Below are 15,998 nucleotides of genomic sequence, written 5' to 3'. Positions count from 1 at the left end.
GATCAGCCCTTCGTGCCGGGTTGGGTCGTCAAAAGCTGCGGCGTCACCGGCGCGTCGGGGCGCACGCGTTGGACACCTTCGGCAACCACTTTGTCGCCGACCGCGAGCCCATCGAGGATCACCGCAGTTTCGGCGGTTGATTGCCCAAGTTTAATGCGGCGAAGCTTGGCCACATTGTCGGCACCGACCGTATAGACATAATCGCCCTGCTGGTCGGTCAGGACCGCGACCCGTGGGATAGCGAGAACCTTCTGCGGCGTCACAGCCTCTACGATGACGCGGACGAATTCCTCGTTGAATAGTTCGCGCTGTCCATCGTGCATGAGCGGGTTGGGAATGGTGCCCCGCAACGTGATGGAATCGGTGTCCGAAGCAACGCTGACATCGACGAAATCGAGCTTGCCGGTCTGATCGTAAATGCGGCCATCGGGCAGCCGAAGCCGCAGCAGCAAACCTTGGCTGCCTCCGGTCCGACGCTTCTGTTGGAATTCGATAAGTTGACGGGTTGGCACCGGGAAAGTGATGTACATCGGATCCTGGCTGACGATGGAGGCGAGCGTTCCCGACGAGGCGGAAACGACGTTGCCAACGGCGACTGAGGCCCGGCCGATACGGCCATTTATCGGCGAGCGGATCTCCGTGTAATCCAGATTGATCGTTGACGACCGCAATGCCGCCTGGGCAGAACGAAGCTGTGCGGCCGAGGTCCGCTGCGTAGCAAGCGCGTTATCCAGCGTGCTTTGCGAACCTGAGCCGGATTTGCGCAATTGATCTGCCCGATCAAAGGCGATGTTGGCGTTTTCAAGTGTGGCCTGCGCTTCGGCAACCGAGGCGGCCTTAGCCTCCAAGTCAGCCTCGTAGGGCGACCGCTCCAAACGGAATAGAAGGTCTCCCTTCTTCACGTCAGCGCCTTCTTTGAACAGCTGCTCTTCCAGAAACGCCGAGACGCGTGCAACGATGTTGACCTTGTCGGTCGCTTCGATACGACCGTTGAACTCTGTGGTTTCGGCGATCGCCGTCTCGGCGACTGTAACTATACCGACCGACGGAGGACCTCCGGCTCCCGGCATCTGGGCCGATGCGGCGGCGGCGAAGGATAGACAAGCAAGGGTCAGGAGATGGCAAGAGACATTGCGCATGGCAGTCCTCGTTTCGAATTTTTGTTGTTTTAGTCCAGGCGAATGGTAGGTCGCAGGCGCGCATTCAGCCAGTCGATCAGCCAGAGGAGGCTGCCGCGGTAGAAGCCATGAAGCGACGACTGGTGGCTGCGATAGAGCAGACTATGGCTGAGCTGAGCGAGGCGCCCCCGAAAGAACCCGCCAGCGAAAGGTCCGAACTGACCCGGTGGTCCATAGGCGTCGTAATCTCCGAGCGAGAAAAGGGAGCCGAAGTCCCGATAAGTGAAGTCGGGAACCGGGATGCCGTCGACGATGTTCCTCTCAAGATGGCGGATCAAGTGCTGCGCCTGTTGATGCGCGACTTGAGCCGTCAGTGGTAACGGATGGGATGCCCGAGGCCGCGCGAAACTCGCACAGTCGCCAAGTGCATAAATATTGGTGTCCAGAGTGGTGCACAGTGAAGGCAGGACCAGCAGTTGATTCCTGTCATTGGTTTCAAGTCCGTCGAGGCGAGTGAGCAAATCCGGCGCCTTGTTTCCCGCGGCCCAAATCTTCAGCGATGCTGGAACTTTCCGACCGTCTGTGAGGGTTAGTTCATGCGCCTCGGCCCTGCTGACACATGCATTGGTGATCACTCGTATACCCAGGGCGATAAGGCGTACCTGGGTGGCGGAGGAAATATCCGTCGGAAAGGTGGAAAGCAGTCTTGGCCCACTTTCGATTAAGGTGATGGCGATGCGTTCGGTCCGTTGACTCACACCGTATGCGGAGGAGGCCTCGATGAGCTGCAGCAGTTCGGCAGCAAGCTCCACACCGGTCGCACCGCCGCCAACAATGGCAATCAACAACTCTTGCCCAAGCTTGACGCATTGGAGTACCCGGATCCGGACCTCGTGATTAAATGCCTCGGCCTTTAGGCGGGAATCAAGGGTGAGGCAATGCTCGTTTACGCCGGGCGTCGCAAAATCATTTGCGCGGCTTCCAACGGCTAGGATCAGCGTATCGTATTTTACTCGGCGCTCGGGAATGAGCAGACGCCCGTCGGCCTCGTATACGGGCGCGATTGCCACCTCCCGGACGGCGCGGTCCAATCCGCAAACCTCACCAAATTCGTAGATGAACCCGGCATCGCGCGCCTGAGCCAGATAGGTGGTCTGTTGCTGCGAGATACTATGCGTGTCCGCTGCGATGATGTGATGCATCGGCTTCCAGACATGGGCGGTGTCGGACTCGATCAGCGTCATAGACGGCGAAAAGAAGAACAAGGGATCTCGCTGTTTCCACCGGCGTCCGAGCCTGGAGGCGATCACGAGGCCAGCAACTCCACCCCCCACCACGACCACCCGATGTCGCTGCCATTCCTGCGGCTGGCTCGTTATACTTTGGCTCTTCATATGATGATTTATCTGCGCGCCTGGAACCATTTGAGACCGCCGAAGGCAGGAGCCATATTAGACTTTTTTTAAAACCGTACTGTACGGTTTAGTTAACGGTGCCGAGTTGCGTTGTCAATGGATTACAGTACAAGTCGGTCCAAAACAGACGATCGGAAGGGTAGGTCGAAATGCGTGTCAGAACCGATGCCCGTCGCCGGGCGATTCTCGAAACCGCGACGCAGGTGTTTCGCGAGCTGGGATATGAGCGCGCGAGCATTGCCATGATCGCCGCGAGGATCGGCGGATCGAAGACCACGCTCTACGGATACTTCAAGTCAAAAGAGGAATTGTTTGCGGCGGCAATGACGGAGGCGATGGAAGAGCAAGGCCGACAGCTGACGGCGATGCTCGACCCGTCGAAGCCCGATCTCCGCCGTGTTCTCGAAAGCTTCGGTGAAGCCTATTTGCGATTGGTGACGTCGGACCAAATATTGGCGATTGTTCGCACTGCCGTTGCGGAGGCGGCTAATTCCAAACTTGGACCCGAACTATACGTGCGTGGTCCCAAAATGGGTTGGGAACATCTAACGACATATATGAGACATTTGAAGGAGCGAAATATCATCAATACCGCCGATCCCCGCATCGCCGCCGCTCATCTCAAGGGGCTTCTCGAGGCGGGGATCGTCGAGCCACTCCAATATGGAGCGGAAGCGGAATTTGCGCCAAGGGAGGCTGTGGTCGCTGCTGTCGATGTATTCCTACGTGCCTACTCCCGTTCAGGTCTCGCCATTGGATGACAATGCCTTTTGTAAATAAGCAGCACCTTTAATGCCTCCCACGGGTGCATCCCCGCAACGATGATTATGGGGTGGCCGCCTTCCAAGGGTATCGAGTATGATGATTCATTGTTAAAGCAACAGCTGTTCCATGACGATTATCAATGACAAACCATCTGCAGCGTTGTTCACGTCAACAACAAGCTCCCGTGACTTTCCGCCAAACGATGCGGCGGCAGACGCTTAAAGATTGTCAGCAAGATCCCAACTTGCACGATTGCTATGCAGGCGTGCGGCAGTGCTCACCACCTGATCCGGCGTTTCGCCTCCCGGTGTGACGAGGCCCGCCTGGTGTCGCAGAAGTATGTTTGATATTATGTGTAGGCGCAGGAGAGGCCGGATGAGGCGGACGGCCTTCCTCATTGCGGCTCCTAACAAACCCCATTATGGCGCTGGGCAGGAGGCCGTCCGCCACATCAATCCCTTCTTAGAACATGCCGTTGGAATTGGCGGCCTGCTCGGGTATCGGCTGAAGAATATCCCAGTGTTCAACCACTTTACCCCCTTCAATACGAAATATATCGACGCCGGCAGTACCGCGGTCCTCTTTGTTCAAATAGGCGCAAAAGTGTATTGCAACGAGATCGGCGTCGGCGATCGTGCGTTTGATTTCGATTTTGAAATCGGGAAACTGCTGGTGAAAACCTTTAACAAAGGCGACAAAGCCTTCAGGACCATTGGCTACCTGGGGATTGTGCTGTATGTATGTTGAACCGACGTGGGCTTTAATAGCCGAGTCCGGATCCTTTTCAACAAAGGCGCGGTGGTGAAAATCCAACGCGATTTCCCTGTTTGGCTGAATTCTCTCACTCATTTTTGTCGTTCCTGTATTGACTTCTGTTTGGCGTGTTAGGGCGCGCCGCCTCATGCTGGGCTTGGAGTAAACATGCCTGCATACATGCCGTTGTCGACAACAAGGACATGACCGTTAATCGAGCGGGCAGCGCCAGATGACAGAAACAACAATGCGTGGGCGACATCTTGCGCCGTGGCAATACGTCCGGTCGGCGAAACTGCCTGGAAATCTTCGCGCGAAAGCCCGTAGGCATCGATTGCTTCCTGCAGCATTGGAGTGTCGACGGGGCCGGGGCTTACGCAATTGCAGTTGATGCCGTCACGACTGACCTCCATCGCCATCGCCTTGCAAAGATTGATGACGGCGGCCTTGCTGGTCGAATAAGCGAGCGCGTTGGCCATGCCGTACATACCGGCAAGCGCGGTGGTGAAGAGGATTGCGCCGCCGCCATGCTCGCGCATGATGGGGATGGCGAGGCGCGACATGCGAAAGGCACCCAGGAAGTTCACGTCCCAGACCGCACGCAGCTGCTCTTCCTTCACAGTCTCGACACCGCCGGAAGTCCCGAAACCCGCGTTGTTGATCAGGATATCAACGGTGCCAAACCGGTTGATCGCTTCCCCTATGATACTGCGGCTCAATTCCGCCTTCGCAAGATCACCGGACAAACCGAAAGCCTCCGCGCCCAGCGTGCGGCATCGCGAGACAACGGGGTCTAGCGATGCGCGTCCACTCAGGATGAGCCGCGCCCCCTTCTCGGCGAAGGCCAGAGCCGTGGCGAATCCGATTCCCGATGTTGCGCCGGTAACCACTACCACCTTGCCGTCGAAATCTTCAGCCATTTTGGTCCTCCATTCGGTTCGATGGCACCAGAATGATCTTGCCTTCGCTGTTTCGCTCCTCCATTAGGCGATGCGCCTCTTCTGCCCTGGCGAACGGCAGAACTTTCGCCGGCGCGAGGTCGAGTTCGCCGCGTTTGACCAGAGTTTCTAGACTTTTTAGTGCGGCGACCACGATGTCTGGTCTTTTCATGTGGTAGTAGCCGAGAAAGAAGCCTGTGACGCGGAGATTGCCCTCCAGCAATCTGGTGACATTGACGGGATTGGAAGTTGGTGCCGCATGGCCAAAGACCACGGCGCGACCGCTCGGTACCAGGCAGTCGATCCCGCCTTCCAGAATGCGTCCCGAGGTCGCATCCATGACGAGATCGACGCCAAGGCCACCACTGGCTGCGCGCAAGGCGTCAACCCAATCCGGCTGGGAATAATCGACCACCGCATCTGCGCCGGCGGCTAGAGCCAGACGGGCCTTGCTTTCATGGCCGACGCCGGCGACGACGCGTTTGGCGCCCAGTGCCTTCGCAATTCGTACGATCAAGGAGCCGACGCCGCCCGTAGCGCCCTGCACGAAGACCGTATCGCTTTTCGTCAACATGCCTGCATCTGTGAGAGCGAGATAGGCCGTCAGGCCCTGAATGGGAAGCATTGCCGCCTGTTCGGGTGAAAGACCCTCGAACCACGGCATGAGATTCGTGGCCTCGACGGCGATGTAATCCGCATAAGCACCACCCACAATATTGGCACCGATGACTGACTCACCGATCCGCGACCTGTCCACGCCTTCGCCGCAATCTTCGATGATTCCGGCAAATTCGCATCCCGGATTGAAGGGCAGCGGGGTAGGGACGGGGTAATGGTCGCCGCGCCGCCTGACCAGATCGGCAAAATTGACGCCTGCAGCGAGAATCCGGACAATCACCTCACCCTTCTTGGGTTCTGGACGGGCCAGGGTTTCCACGCGTAAAACCTCGGGGCCTCCTGTTTGGTGAAAGCGAACCGACAGCATCGTTCTCGATAGGCTCATTTCTTCTCTCCCTGGGGACGTTTGAACGGCAGGCTCAACAAGAACCAGATCAACCGGGGCGTTAGCAGCCGGAAAGCCAGTCTCGCCTGTTCCGGCGTAATGACGGCAGACATCGGCATCGCGCCAAATATCTTGCCTTTGATCAGTAAGTCGGCGCCCTTAGCTTCGATCGAGCTGATCGTCATGAGTTCGGTTTTGTCTGTGGTAAAGATTTTCATGCTGCGCTTACCTTGTCGAAATCGAGCCCGATCGCCTCAAAAGCCTTCATCGCGGCCGCTCTGCCTGCGCCGAATACCCCGCCTCCCGGATGCATGAACGGACCGACGAGGAACAGGCGTTCGATGCCGGGAACCGTCAGGCCGCCAAGGTCGGGTGTCGGTCGGTGCGATCCGAATTGGTAGGAATAGGGCGCGATGCCGTGGATGTCGCCTTTTTGGAAGCTTTCTGAATCGCGTTCCAAATCGAGCGGACTGTAAACCGTACGGGCGATGAAATTATCCTTGCTGAGATTGGTGATGAATGTGTCGGCTTTTTCGCAAAGCCAATCGGCATATTCTTCCTTGTAGCTATCCCAGCGCGCAGCCCCGCCGTCGGTGAGGCCATAGGGCGCATAGCTGAACATCAGAAATGTCGCGTTCCCCGCAGGTGCTCTCGACGGGTCGACATTAGACGGACAATTCGCCCCGAAAAGCGGTCTTTCAGGCAGCACGCCGTAACGCAGTTCATCAAAGGACCGTCGCAAATGTTCGAGCCTGGTGGGGAGCAACTCCGTGATGATCGTGCCGTTCACATGGTCGCCAGCAGCAAATTTCGCAGGTTCCTTGAGCGCGCCATGAACGACAAATGCGCTGAATGCTGCTGACCGTGTCTTGCGCGCGGCCATATCGACGTAAGGATCAAGGTTGTCGATATATGCGTGCAGACGATGGGGGTGGAGTGCGCCAATGATGCAATCCCTTGCGAAATATTCGCCCTGCGCGGTCCGTACCCCGACGGCGCGGTCGCCCTTGACCAGGACCTTTTCGACTCTGGTTTGCGTGAGGATGGTTCCGCCGTGATCGCGCAGTTGGGCAACGAGTGCATCAGTCAGCGCACCGCTGCCGCCTTTGGCGACACCAATTCCGTAGCGTTCGAGAAAGGCAACGAACATAAACAACCCAATTCCCGTTCCCATCTCGTCAGGGAGTTGCAGGTTTTCCGTGACCAGCTTGAGAAAATGCACCCGGACATAGTCGTTCTCAAAATACTCGGTAATGATGTCGAGGGCGCTTTTCTGCATGATCATCAGAATTTCACGACCCTCCCGGCTCTGGTCGAGCATGGCGCTCATAGCGCCGTTTGGTATCGGGGGTGAGTAGAGGCCCGACAGAAGCATGGGCAGGATGCGATCGCCCAATTCAGCAAGCTTCAGAAACGATTCCGCGTCCGTTTTTGAGAAGTATTCGATCGCCTTATAATTCTTTGACCGATCGGTATAAAGCGCTAGCGTCTCACCATCCTCGAAGACTGAAATATGCGGCGGATCGGGATAGATGTATTCAAGACCGTAGCGCGATTTCAAACTGAGTTCGTCCTTCGCAAGGACTGGATTGGCCTGGATAAAAATGTGAGCGGTGCTGTGTTGATCGTGCCAGAAGCCCGGAGCGGTCAATTCGCGCGTGACAACACCGCCTCCGAGCCAGGGTTGGCTCTCAATGACGAGAACGCTCTTGCCGGCTTTGGCAAAATAGCCAGCGGCGATCAGTCCATTATGTCCCGAACCGATCGCGATGAAATCGTATGTCGTTGATATAGTCAAGATTTCCTCCCAGAGCACGTGTGCCCAGCGCAAAGAGGTTCAGCCGGTCCACGTCATAAATTTTCACTTGTGAAGATTGTATCGGGGCCCGAACCATTTGCAAAAGTGATTTCATTTATGTATTTCCATAACTAGCGCGATTGGTTGATGGCCTAAGCGCCTAGGGCGCGACGGTCGCCGTTGCAAAAAGGCTACCGGCCGATTTTCGGGGGAAACAAAATGCATTTCAACGGCTTGGATCTCAACCTTATCGTCGCACTCGACGCGATACTCAGTGAACGCAACGTCACCCGCGCGGCCGAGAAGTTGAATATCAGTCAACCCGGCATGAGCGGTGCGCTGAACAGGTTGCGACAATACTTCAACGACGATCTTCTAACGCAGAACGGCAAGCAGATGATTCCAACGCCTCTGGGCTCGACGCTTTCCGTTCCGGCCAAGGAAATACTGGCAACCGTCCGTTCGCGTTTGGCCGTACAAACGCGTTTTTTGCCAGAGGATGCTCGGCGGAGTTTCACCGTTATGGTGTCGGACTATGCGGCGACGATCTTTCTGGCGAATGTATTGCGTGCTGTTGCAGTTGAGGCGCCGGGGATGACTTTCGATCTGCATCAGTACGCCGATATCCCGGGTGATGCATTGGACGCGGGGCGCATCGACGTGCTCCTCGGCCCCCAGCAGGCGTGATCTGCATCAGTACGCCGATATCCCGGGTGATGCATTGGACGCGGGGCGCATCGACGTGCTCCTCGGCCCCCAGCAGGCGCTCTCGCAAAACCATCCTTTCAAGCCGCTCTTCAAGGACGATTTCGTCGGGGTCGCCTGCGCCAACAACCATACCGTGGATGATGTGGCGGACATCGACTCTTTCATGGCGATGCGACATGTCCTTGTTAGACTGGGCGGTTCCGGCTTGCCGACAACTGACGCCACATTTCTCGAAAGATCTTTTACACCTCGAAGGATAGAGGTGATCGTTCCAGCATGGAGTCTGGTGCCACATTATTTAATGGGGACACCAAGGGTTGCAATTTTTCATCGACGGCTTGCCAGTGATTATGCGAGGCATTTTCCGCTTAGAATATTCGAGATCCCCACGGCTCTCCCAATCTTCGAAGAATGCGTCCAATGGCGCGCTTCGAGCCGGGGCGATCCCGCGATTCAATGGCTTGTTGAACGAATGGAGGCCCACGCGCGAACGCTCAACGGAGCGTCTGCATGATCGCGGACTGGGAAGTTTGCTATATCCCGATAGAAGAAAGCCGGCCTCGCCGTCGGTAAGACGGCGAGGCCCCTTGGGGTGGCACGTTCGATGATGACCGATAACTATTCGCCCGGGGCCGCAACATGATTGTGGATGAACCGCGCCTTGGTAAAAGATATAACCGCAAGCGTTGCGCATACGCAGGCCGCGAAGCCGATCGAGGCAAAGCCCGATATCTGTATCAGAGTTCCGCCAAGGATTGGGCCAACGGCCGCGCCGGTCATGAGCATCGCCGGCGTCGCTGCAACAGCCCGACCGCTACCGTCCAGCCGAGACAAGAGACCGAATGCAAATGTGTGGGTAAAAACCATGGTCGCCACAAATACTGAACCTGCTACCGCATAGGGAAGAAAAGTAGAGCTCAAGGTTATCACTAGCGCGAAAATAGCCTGCACAACCGGTCCGGCAAGAACCACCTTCTCCGGGTTCAGTCTCTTTTCAAGAAGGCCGGCGGCAGGTCCTGGTAACAGGTTGACGATTCCAAGAGCGATCAAGACGCCGGCAATCGCATCTGTGGAGAAACCGTGTCCGGTACCGATCTCCTGGTAGAACCCGAAGACCATCGACTGGGTTACAGCCATCAGGCTGATGCCGAAAATACCAGCCCAAACAGCGCGGCTGAGCTTTTGCGTGCCAGCCGCCGCAATATGATCATAATCGACGGTGGGTTTTGGAAATGCGAGCAGCGATGTCAGGCTCGCCAAGATCATGAGACCGCAGAAAACAAAAAACACCATTTCCCGACCCTGCGTGGCCACGAGCATCGGGACGGTTCCGAGGAACATCGTGCCGAAGACGCCGATCGCCCCGCCAGCCATCGCGAACAGCCGGTGCGGGTTCAGGCTTCGCCCGATCGTGCCATGAGTAAAGGAAAGCGCCGTTCCGGCAGTGAATCCGGCCATTGCATGGCAAATGGCCATTGGAATGAAATGGGTTTGTTGCGTTGCCGCGGCCCAGGCTATCGCCGCCAGGGCGAGCGACACCGTCGTTACGATCCGGCCATTGAAGTCATTTAATCGCGGTGCAAAAAGCAGGCTCGCAGCGACGGTTCCAACCAGGAAAAGCGTAACCAAAGTTCCGGCTTGTTGCGGATCAAAATGATACTCCGTGATCAAGGTACTGATCCAAACCGGCAATGCCACCAGGTCAATCATCCCCGCAACATGCGCGATGAGCAGCGCCAAGCGCGGGTGCCAAGTTTCTTTCGTAGCCATTGTGGCCTCCTCCACCTATGTCTGGATTTCGCTCGGCTCCCCCCGAGCGATCGCTGTCAAGCGCCACAAATGTCGCCTACCTCCACACCCAAGCAGAAATTCTGGCAGGGCGGGCGCGTTCAAAGTGTCGATTGAAATTAGCTGAGCCTAGGCAGGCTCCATCTATTTGCAAAGGTGATTTTCCTGATCCAAAACCATAATTCGTAGCGATGGTACCGTGCGCTCGGTGTAATGTCTGTCGTAGTGCGTCATCGCACGAGAATTACGGCGCGTTTTTGAGGACTTCGGGCGTGAGAGTCGATGCTGCCACCTTCAGTTTCTCCCGCACCCAGGTTAAAGCCGGATCGCGTGAGCGATAGTTGTGCCATTGCACCGACTGTTGAATGAGCGGGAGGTCCAGGGGCGGATCGACTATCGTGAGGCCGCCGGTCTTCACCATTTCTCTCGCGAGACTTCGTTGAACAAGTGCGAGCCGGTCGCTTCCTCTGACCAGCACTGAAAGCGTGGAAAAGGCGAACGTCGATACGTCCACCCGGATAGCCAAGCCGACCTCGCGGCATGCGCGCTCTGCGAAGCTTTCCCCGCCATTCGGCGGACGCATCACCACGTGACCTGAGGTTTCGAACTGTTCCCGGGTCATTCTCGCTCCCGCTGCAAAACGGCTAGAGATGTCCGCAACGCAACAGATTTCATCGGTGAATAGTATATCCGCCGGATGGTGGGTGGAGCAGAAAACGGACGGTGCGATTAGAAGATCAGCTTCTCCCTTTTCCAGCAACAGATGCGGAAAATTCTGTTGGGGCTTGAATTCGAATTTGAGGCCGGGAGCCTCCGCAGCGACGACCGCCATGAAAAGCGGGATCAGTGTATGCAGCGAGTAGTCGGACACCACCATGCCGATCACCCGTCTGGAATCCGCAGGATCGAAAGATGGCGTCGATACGACCGCGCTGTCGATGCGCACGATGATATCCCGCAGGGGCTGCTCGAGAGATGCGGCAAGCGGCGATAGCTCCATCATCCGCCCAACCTGGATTAGCAATGGGTCATCGAAATACTCCCTGAGACGTCCGAGCGCATTGCTCATCGCCGACTGGGTTATGAACATCTCATCCGCCGCGCGACTGACATTACGCAGCCGGATCAGGGCGTCGAGCGCCACCAGCAGGTTGAGATCGAGATTTTTGAATCGCATGGCCCCTCCATGTATTCACATTATCAATAGCATGGATTGAAACAACCAATTTCAGAAACGCTACGCTTTTCGCTAGAGCTCGACGTGGGAGGAGTCATCGACCGGCCATCGAGCCGCCGTCGTTTTCCGCCTGAACCGTCAGAGTGACTGACGAGAGCGTTGAGGAGGCATTGTGTTCAAATATTTCCCCACCAATTACGTCTGGAACCTGTCGGTCAACCTGTCTATCGAGATGGGCGCCCGCATCGGGGAGATTGAGGAAATGTGCGCCCCTCTCCAGGAGGCCGCGAAGGCACCTGATGCGGCCGGCGTCATGGCCTTTCGCCAGACCTGGGCGAGCATGGGCGACAAGCTCATTTCACTCGCCGAGGAAGACGAAGCCAAGGGACGAAAGATATCCGCCGGCGACAAGCTCATCCGCGCCGCAAATTATCTGCTGACGGCCGAGCGGCTGCAGGCGCATGGATCGGAAGGGCGTCTGGCACTTTATCGCCGTTTTCTCGACACGTTCGAAAAAGGTTTGCAACTGTCGGGCTCTTCCTGTCGTCGCGTCGAGATTCCTTATGAGGGAACGCATCTTTCGGCGCTCTATGTGCCGGCCGAGGACGCCAGCGCGCCACAGCCTTTGCTCGTCCAGGTCAACGGGCTCGACAGCACCAAGGAAATGAAATTTCTCGTCGGCCTTCCCCAATGGCTTGCCAAGCGCGGCGTCGCCTCACTCGTGGTCGACCAGCCTGGAACCGGCGAAGCACTCCGGCTGGAGGGCCTCCCGGCCCGTTTTGATAGCGAGCACTGGGCGAGCCGTGTCGTGGACTGGCTGGAAACCCGGCCGGAGATCGATTCGAAGCGCATCGGGATGGAAGGCGTCTCTCTCGGAGGTTATTACTGCCCCCGTGCCGTGGCCTTCGAACCCCGTTTCGCCTGCGGCGTCGTGTGGGGCGCCAACCACGATTGGCGCGACGTGCAGAAAAAGCGCCTCGCCCGGGAAGGCGACTTTCCGGTACCGCATTACTGGGAGCATGTCCGCTGGGTCTGGGGTGCAAAGGACATGGACGACTTCATGCGCATTGCGGAATACGTGCATCTCGACGGCGTGCTCGACCGGATTCACGTCCCCTTCCTCGTCACCCATGGCGAGAAGGACAGTCAGATCCCCTTGCACTGGGCGCAAGCGACCTATGATCAATTGGTCAACAGCCCTAAGCGCGAGTTGAAAATCTTCGATGCCCGCACCGGCGGCGTTCAGCATTCGAGTTTCGACAATTCCGCCAATGCAGGCGCTTATATTGCCGACTGGGTGGCGGAGGTTCTCGGCGGACGCACGGTGTTTGTGGAGGCACCATGACCATCAAGCTCATGATGTTCGGACGACGTTCTCCCGGTCAGACTCTAGCCGAACATCGCCATCACATGAAAGACGTCCATGGCCGGATCGTACTCGGCTACATTGCCGACGATCCGCGAAATGCGCCGCGCAAATATGCGCAGAATCACGGGCTGGACGGGGTCTTCGCCGCCGATGACGCCGCCCCCGCTGCTCTGCGGCTGGGACTGGATTTCGTGACTCAGCTCTGGTTCGATGATCTCGGATCGGTAAAGGCGTCGCGGGAAACGCCGTTCTACCAAGAGCGCCTACGTCCCGACGAACCACGTTTCGTCGATAACGCAAATGTCGTCGGCCAGCCCTTCTCGGAAGAGTGCATGCTAGAGCCGGCGTCCTCATCGATCGATGTCAAATTGTTTGTCGTCAGGCCTGCAGGCGCGATGGCATTCGATCTTGATGATCGGATCGCTTCGAGCGGAGTCGCCTATTCCGGCTACTGTCGCAACACGCCTCTTGTGCCGGGACCGATTGCCTTCGTCGACGAATTCTGGACGCGCGACGAAGCGGAGGCGGCGCGACTTCTCCATCATTGCCGCCAGGCGCTCGGAACGGGCGAGAAAGAAGGCGGGCGTTCGGCCGCCTATCTCATCGCCCGCGAATACAAATTATTTGCCGGCCGCTGAGGCGCCGGTCCAAGGGAGGATCATCATGAACATCATCGGACCCGACCATCTCGTGTTCGGCGTCGATAACGTCGCCGCCGCCACAGAATATCTCCGTGATTTCGGCCTGCAGCCCGTTGATGTCGATGAGACAGGAGGACTGTTTGCCGCGCTCGACGGAACCGGAATCGTCATCCGGCATAAATCCGACCCGTCGCTACCCACGCCGCTTCCGACTGCCAATCTTCTGCGCCAGCAAGTTTATGGCGTACGTTCGGCTGATGACCTCGACGCGATCGAAGCGGAGCTTTCCAAGGACCGGCGTGTCACCCGCCTTGCCGACGGTTCCATCGAGACCCGCGACGCGCTTGGCTTCGAGCTTAAATTTCAGGTGACGATCCGGCGCGAGCTCAACATGCCGGCTGAGAAGATCAATGCGCCAGGCGCTCCCGCCCAACGCAAGCCGAACGAGATCGGTGTCTGGGAAGAAATGCCCGCCGCACCACGGACCCTCAGCCATGTCGTGCTCTTCGTGCCTGACCTCGATATCGCCGTGGATTTCTACTGCAACCGGCTCGGTTTCGTGATCACCGATACGCTGAAAGGCGCCGGACCATTCCTCAGGCCCAAAGCCAATGACGATCATCACACGTTGTTCTTCATCCGCACGCCGGAATATATGAAGGGCTGCGAACACCTGGCCTTCCATATGGGCGGCCCGACCGAACTGATGGTTGCCGGTACCCGCTTCGTCAAAAAGGGCTATCAAAGCTTCTGGGGGCCGGGGCGCCATAAGTTCGGCTCGAACTGGTTCTGGTATTTCAACAGTCCGCTCGGCTGTCATGTCGAATATGACGCCGACATGGACAAGCACGACGACAACTGGGTGGCGCGCGAAGCGCCGATGGGTGCGGAGGCATCGCAGATCGTGCTGTTCGAAATGCGCGAGAAATGGATGCCCGGAGGCCCGCCTCCCGGCTTGAAGGCTTGATCCGATGACGGCGCTAGACTCGCATCAGGTGGGTCTCTGTCGCACAGAGGACATCGGCGAGGGTGAAGCGCGAGGTTTCGGTCCGGTGGGAGGATATCGCCGGAAGATCATTGTTCTTCGCAAAGAGGGACGACTTCACGCCTGGCTAGACGCCTGCCCGCATTATCCGCAGGGCACGCCGATGGCCTGGCGATCCAACGCCTATCTGAATGGCGACGGCACGCATATCGCCTGCCATTCGCATGGGGCGTTGTTCGACATGGAAACGGGAGAATGCGTGTTGGGTCCCTGCCTGGGGCAGGGGCTGACGCGGGTGGAGTTGACGGTCACCGAGGAGGGCGAGGTTTTCGCCGCTCTGGCCGAGGAGGAGAAAGCACTATGAATGCAGGCATCGAAAAAGCCTTGATCATCGGCGGCGGCTTCGCCGGAATGACGGCAGCAGCGCGACTGGCGCGCCAGGGCGTCGAGGTCGATCTTCTCGAGATCGATCCCGGCTGGCGATCCTATGGAGCGGGAATCAGCCTGCATGGCTCGACATTGCGCGTGTTAAACGAACTCGGCCTTCTTCATCGCTTCATGGAGGAAGGATTTGCATCTGACGGCGTCCAGATTCGTGGTCCCGACGATCGCATCCTGGTAACTTTACCGACACCGCGCGTTACCGGTCCCGACGTTCCTGGCGGAGGTGGCATCATGCGTCCGGCCCTCGCCAAAATCCTGCAGGAGGAGGTTGCCGCCGCAGGTGTCAACGTCCGGCTCGGTGCGACATTTTCGACGATCGAGGATCGGGAAGACGGCGTATGGGTCGGTATCGGGGATGGCTCTCCCAAGCGCTATGACCTCGCCATCGGCGCCGATGGTCTTTATTCCCGCATTCGCGCCACGCTGTTTCCGCAAGCCCCTAAGCCGCGCTTCATTGGCCAGTCTGTCTGGCGCGCGGTGCTGCCGCGGTCGGCGGAGATCACCACGGTCACCATGTGGCTTGGCCCGAAGCTCAAGGTCGGTATCAACGGTGTGTCAACCGACAAGGCCTACCTCTTCCTGACCGAGGACAAGGAAGTCAACGATTTCGTGGCACCGGAAACGTTTGTGGAAACGCTTCGCGCGCTTCTGCGGCAGTTTCCCTCGCCGATCATCCAAAGCGTCGCCGATCAACTGTCCGAGGAAAATCAGGTCATTTATCGGCCACTCGAACAAATGCTGATGCCACGTCCATGGCGGAAAGGACGCGTCGCACTTATTGGCGATGCTGTTCACGCGACCACGCCGCATCTGGCAGCAGGAGCTTGCATGGGTATCGAAGATGCCATGGTGCTGGCGCAGGAAATAGGACGTGCCGCAACCGTTGATGCAGCGCTGGCGGCCTTCGAGACCCGGCGCTGGGAGCGGTGTCGGATGGTGGTCGAGAATTCAGGGCGTCTGGCCGACATCGAGATTCACGGCGGTAGCCGGGAGGAGCACGCCGCGATCATGGGCACTTCTATGAAAACGCTGGCCGAAGTCATCTGAGTGGGCAAAACGACACCGGGGAACCAGTGGCCGGGCGCGTGATGTTGCT

17 protein-coding genes are annotated in these 15,998 nt (G+C 57.8%); 8 read left to right on the top strand and 9 right to left on the bottom strand.

The genetic code is table 11. The annotated features are described in order from the left end of the window. Positions 1–2: 2 nt before the first annotated feature. Both QE435_RS23740 and QE435_RS23735 read right to left on the bottom strand, forming a co-directional pair. Positions 3–1,139, bottom strand: coding sequence for an efflux RND transporter periplasmic adaptor subunit (locus QE435_RS23740; RefSeq protein ID WP_349042989.1), 1,137 nt, complete (start codon positions 1,137–1,139; stop codon positions 3–5). A gap of 29 nt (positions 1,140–1,168) precedes the next feature. Next, positions 1,169–2,512, bottom strand: coding sequence for an FAD-dependent oxidoreductase (locus tag QE435_RS23735; RefSeq protein WP_349042988.1), 1,344 nt, complete (start codon positions 2,510–2,512; stop codon positions 1,169–1,171). Positions 2,513–2,682: 170 nt separating this feature from the next. Between QE435_RS23735 and QE435_RS23730 the strand changes: the two genes are divergently transcribed. Continuing rightward, the gene (locus QE435_RS23730) at positions 2,683–3,294 is read left to right on the top strand and encodes a TetR/AcrR family transcriptional regulator (RefSeq protein WP_349042987.1); all 612 of its coding nucleotides are present in this window, start codon (positions 2,683–2,685) and stop codon (positions 3,292–3,294) included. A 466-nt stretch (positions 3,295–3,760) separates the two neighbouring features. On the opposite strand, the gene QE435_RS23725 is transcribed toward QE435_RS23730, so the two are convergent. Genes QE435_RS23725 through QE435_RS23705 form a run of 5 tightly spaced genes read right to left on the bottom strand, consistent with a single transcriptional unit; the run spans position 3,761 to position 7,808 of the window. Then, a complete protein-coding gene (locus tag QE435_RS23725) occupies positions 3,761–4,147 on the bottom strand; it encodes a nuclear transport factor 2 family protein (protein ID WP_349042986.1) in 387 nt (128 codons plus the stop codon). Between the two features lie 50 nt (positions 4,148–4,197). Next, positions 4,198–4,971 carry an SDR family oxidoreductase gene (locus QE435_RS23720; protein WP_349042985.1) on the bottom strand — a complete coding sequence of 258 codons (774 nt, stop codon included), beginning with the start codon at positions 4,969–4,971 and terminating at the stop codon, positions 4,198–4,200. Next, the gene (locus tag QE435_RS23715; RefSeq protein WP_349042984.1) at positions 4,964–5,992 is read right to left on the bottom strand and encodes an NADPH:quinone oxidoreductase family protein; all 1,029 of its coding nucleotides are present in this window, start codon (positions 5,990–5,992) and stop codon (positions 4,964–4,966) included. The genes QE435_RS23720 and QE435_RS23715 overlap by 8 nt, the downstream gene beginning before the upstream one ends. Beyond that, positions 5,989–6,210, bottom strand: a complete 222-nt coding sequence (locus QE435_RS23710) for a hypothetical protein (protein WP_349042983.1) — start codon at positions 6,208–6,210, stop codon at positions 5,989–5,991. The genes QE435_RS23715 and QE435_RS23710 overlap by 4 nt, the downstream gene beginning before the upstream one ends. Next, positions 6,207–7,808, bottom strand: a complete 1,602-nt coding sequence (locus QE435_RS23705) for an NAD(P)/FAD-dependent oxidoreductase (RefSeq protein ID WP_349043199.1) — start codon at positions 7,806–7,808, stop codon at positions 6,207–6,209. The genes QE435_RS23710 and QE435_RS23705 overlap by 4 nt, the downstream gene beginning before the upstream one ends. Before the next feature lie 201 nt (positions 7,809–8,009). On the opposite strand from QE435_RS23705, the gene QE435_RS23700 reads away from it, so the two are divergent. Beyond that, entirely contained in the window at positions 8,010–8,477 is a 468-nt protein-coding gene (locus QE435_RS23700) for a LysR family transcriptional regulator (RefSeq protein ID WP_349042982.1), read from the top strand. A 34-nt stretch (positions 8,478–8,511) separates the two neighbouring features. Next, on the top strand, positions 8,512–9,012 hold the full coding sequence (locus QE435_RS23695; RefSeq protein ID WP_349042981.1) for a LysR substrate-binding domain-containing protein: 501 nt from the start codon (positions 8,512–8,514) through the stop codon (positions 9,010–9,012). Between the two features lie 104 nt (positions 9,013–9,116). On the opposite strand, the gene QE435_RS23690 is transcribed toward QE435_RS23695, so the two are convergent. Then, positions 9,117–10,268 (bottom strand): MFS transporter, encoded by a 1,152-nt coding sequence (locus QE435_RS23690; protein ID WP_349042980.1) that lies wholly within the window; start codon positions 10,266–10,268, stop codon positions 9,117–9,119. Positions 10,269–10,530: 262 nt separating this feature from the next. Then, the gene (locus tag QE435_RS23685) at positions 10,531–11,463 is read right to left on the bottom strand and encodes a LysR substrate-binding domain-containing protein (RefSeq protein WP_349042979.1); all 933 of its coding nucleotides are present in this window, start codon (positions 11,461–11,463) and stop codon (positions 10,531–10,533) included. A gap of 172 nt (positions 11,464–11,635) precedes the next feature. On the opposite strand from QE435_RS23685, the gene QE435_RS23680 reads away from it, so the two are divergent. The 5 genes from QE435_RS23680 to QE435_RS23660 are packed head-to-tail and all read left to right on the top strand — an operon-like array spanning position 11,636 to position 15,949. Next, a complete protein-coding gene (locus QE435_RS23680; protein WP_349042978.1) occupies positions 11,636–12,808 on the top strand; it encodes a prolyl oligopeptidase family serine peptidase in 1,173 nt (390 codons plus the stop codon). Then, positions 12,805–13,470, top strand: coding sequence for an EthD domain-containing protein (locus QE435_RS23675; RefSeq protein WP_349042977.1), 666 nt, complete (start codon positions 12,805–12,807; stop codon positions 13,468–13,470). Before QE435_RS23680 ends, QE435_RS23675 begins: the two co-directional genes overlap by 4 nt. Positions 13,471–13,495: 25 nt before the next feature. Further along, positions 13,496–14,440, top strand: coding sequence for a VOC family protein (locus QE435_RS23670; RefSeq protein ID WP_349042976.1), 945 nt, complete (start codon positions 13,496–13,498; stop codon positions 14,438–14,440). Positions 14,441–14,444: 4 nt separating this feature from the next. Continuing rightward, the gene (locus tag QE435_RS23665; RefSeq protein WP_145646299.1) at positions 14,445–14,822 is read left to right on the top strand and encodes a Rieske 2Fe-2S domain-containing protein; all 378 of its coding nucleotides are present in this window, start codon (positions 14,445–14,447) and stop codon (positions 14,820–14,822) included. Continuing rightward, complete coding sequence (locus QE435_RS23660; RefSeq protein WP_349042975.1) at positions 14,819–15,949, top strand: FAD-dependent oxidoreductase; 1,131 nt, start codon at positions 14,819–14,821, stop codon at positions 15,947–15,949. Before QE435_RS23665 ends, QE435_RS23660 begins: the two co-directional genes overlap by 4 nt. Positions 15,950–15,998 lie beyond the last annotated feature (49 nt).

It is taken from the genome of Agrobacterium sp. SORGH_AS 787 (genome assembly GCF_030819035.1).
GTDB lineage: Bacteria > Pseudomonadota > Alphaproteobacteria > Rhizobiales > Rhizobiaceae > Agrobacterium > Agrobacterium larrymoorei_B.
This window is presented reverse-complemented; position numbering and strand designations above follow the sequence as displayed.

Bases quoted from the DNA above. Each gene is read 5' to 3' on its own strand.
- QE435_RS23665 (WP_145646299.1), top strand. From the start codon at position 14,445: ATGACGGCGCTAGACTCGCATCAGGTGGGTCTCTGTCGCACAGAGGAC.
- QE435_RS23725 (WP_349042986.1), bottom strand. From the start codon at position 4,147: ATGAGTGAGAGAATTCAGCCAAACAGGGAAATCGCGTTGGATTTTCAC.
- QE435_RS23685 (WP_349042979.1), bottom strand. From the start codon at position 11,463: ATGCGATTCAAAAATCTCGATCTCAACCTGCTGGTGGCGCTCGACGCC.
- QE435_RS23710 (WP_349042983.1), bottom strand. From the start codon at position 6,210: ATGAAAATCTTTACCACAGACAAAACCGAACTCATGACGATCAGCTCG.
- QE435_RS23670 (WP_349042976.1), top strand. From the start codon at position 13,496: ATGAACATCATCGGACCCGACCATCTCGTGTTCGGCGTCGATAACGTC.
- QE435_RS23660 (WP_349042975.1), top strand. From the start codon at position 14,819: ATGAATGCAGGCATCGAAAAAGCCTTGATCATCGGCGGCGGCTTCGCC.
- QE435_RS23730 (WP_349042987.1), top strand. From the start codon at position 2,683: ATGCGTGTCAGAACCGATGCCCGTCGCCGGGCGATTCTCGAAACCGCG.
- QE435_RS23715 (WP_349042984.1), bottom strand. From the start codon at position 5,992: ATGAGCCTATCGAGAACGATGCTGTCGGTTCGCTTTCACCAAACAGGA.
- QE435_RS23735 (WP_349042988.1), bottom strand. From the start codon at position 2,512: ATGAAGAGCCAAAGTATAACGAGCCAGCCGCAGGAATGGCAGCGACAT.
- QE435_RS23690 (WP_349042980.1), bottom strand. From the start codon at position 10,268: ATGGCTACGAAAGAAACTTGGCACCCGCGCTTGGCGCTGCTCATCGCG.
- QE435_RS23740 (WP_349042989.1), bottom strand. From the start codon at position 1,139: ATGCGCAATGTCTCTTGCCATCTCCTGACCCTTGCTTGTCTATCCTTC.
- QE435_RS23675 (WP_349042977.1), top strand. From the start codon at position 12,805: ATGACCATCAAGCTCATGATGTTCGGACGACGTTCTCCCGGTCAGACT.
- QE435_RS23720 (WP_349042985.1), bottom strand. From the start codon at position 4,971: ATGGCTGAAGATTTCGACGGCAAGGTGGTAGTGGTTACCGGCGCAACA.
- QE435_RS23700 (WP_349042982.1), top strand. From the start codon at position 8,010: ATGCATTTCAACGGCTTGGATCTCAACCTTATCGTCGCACTCGACGCG.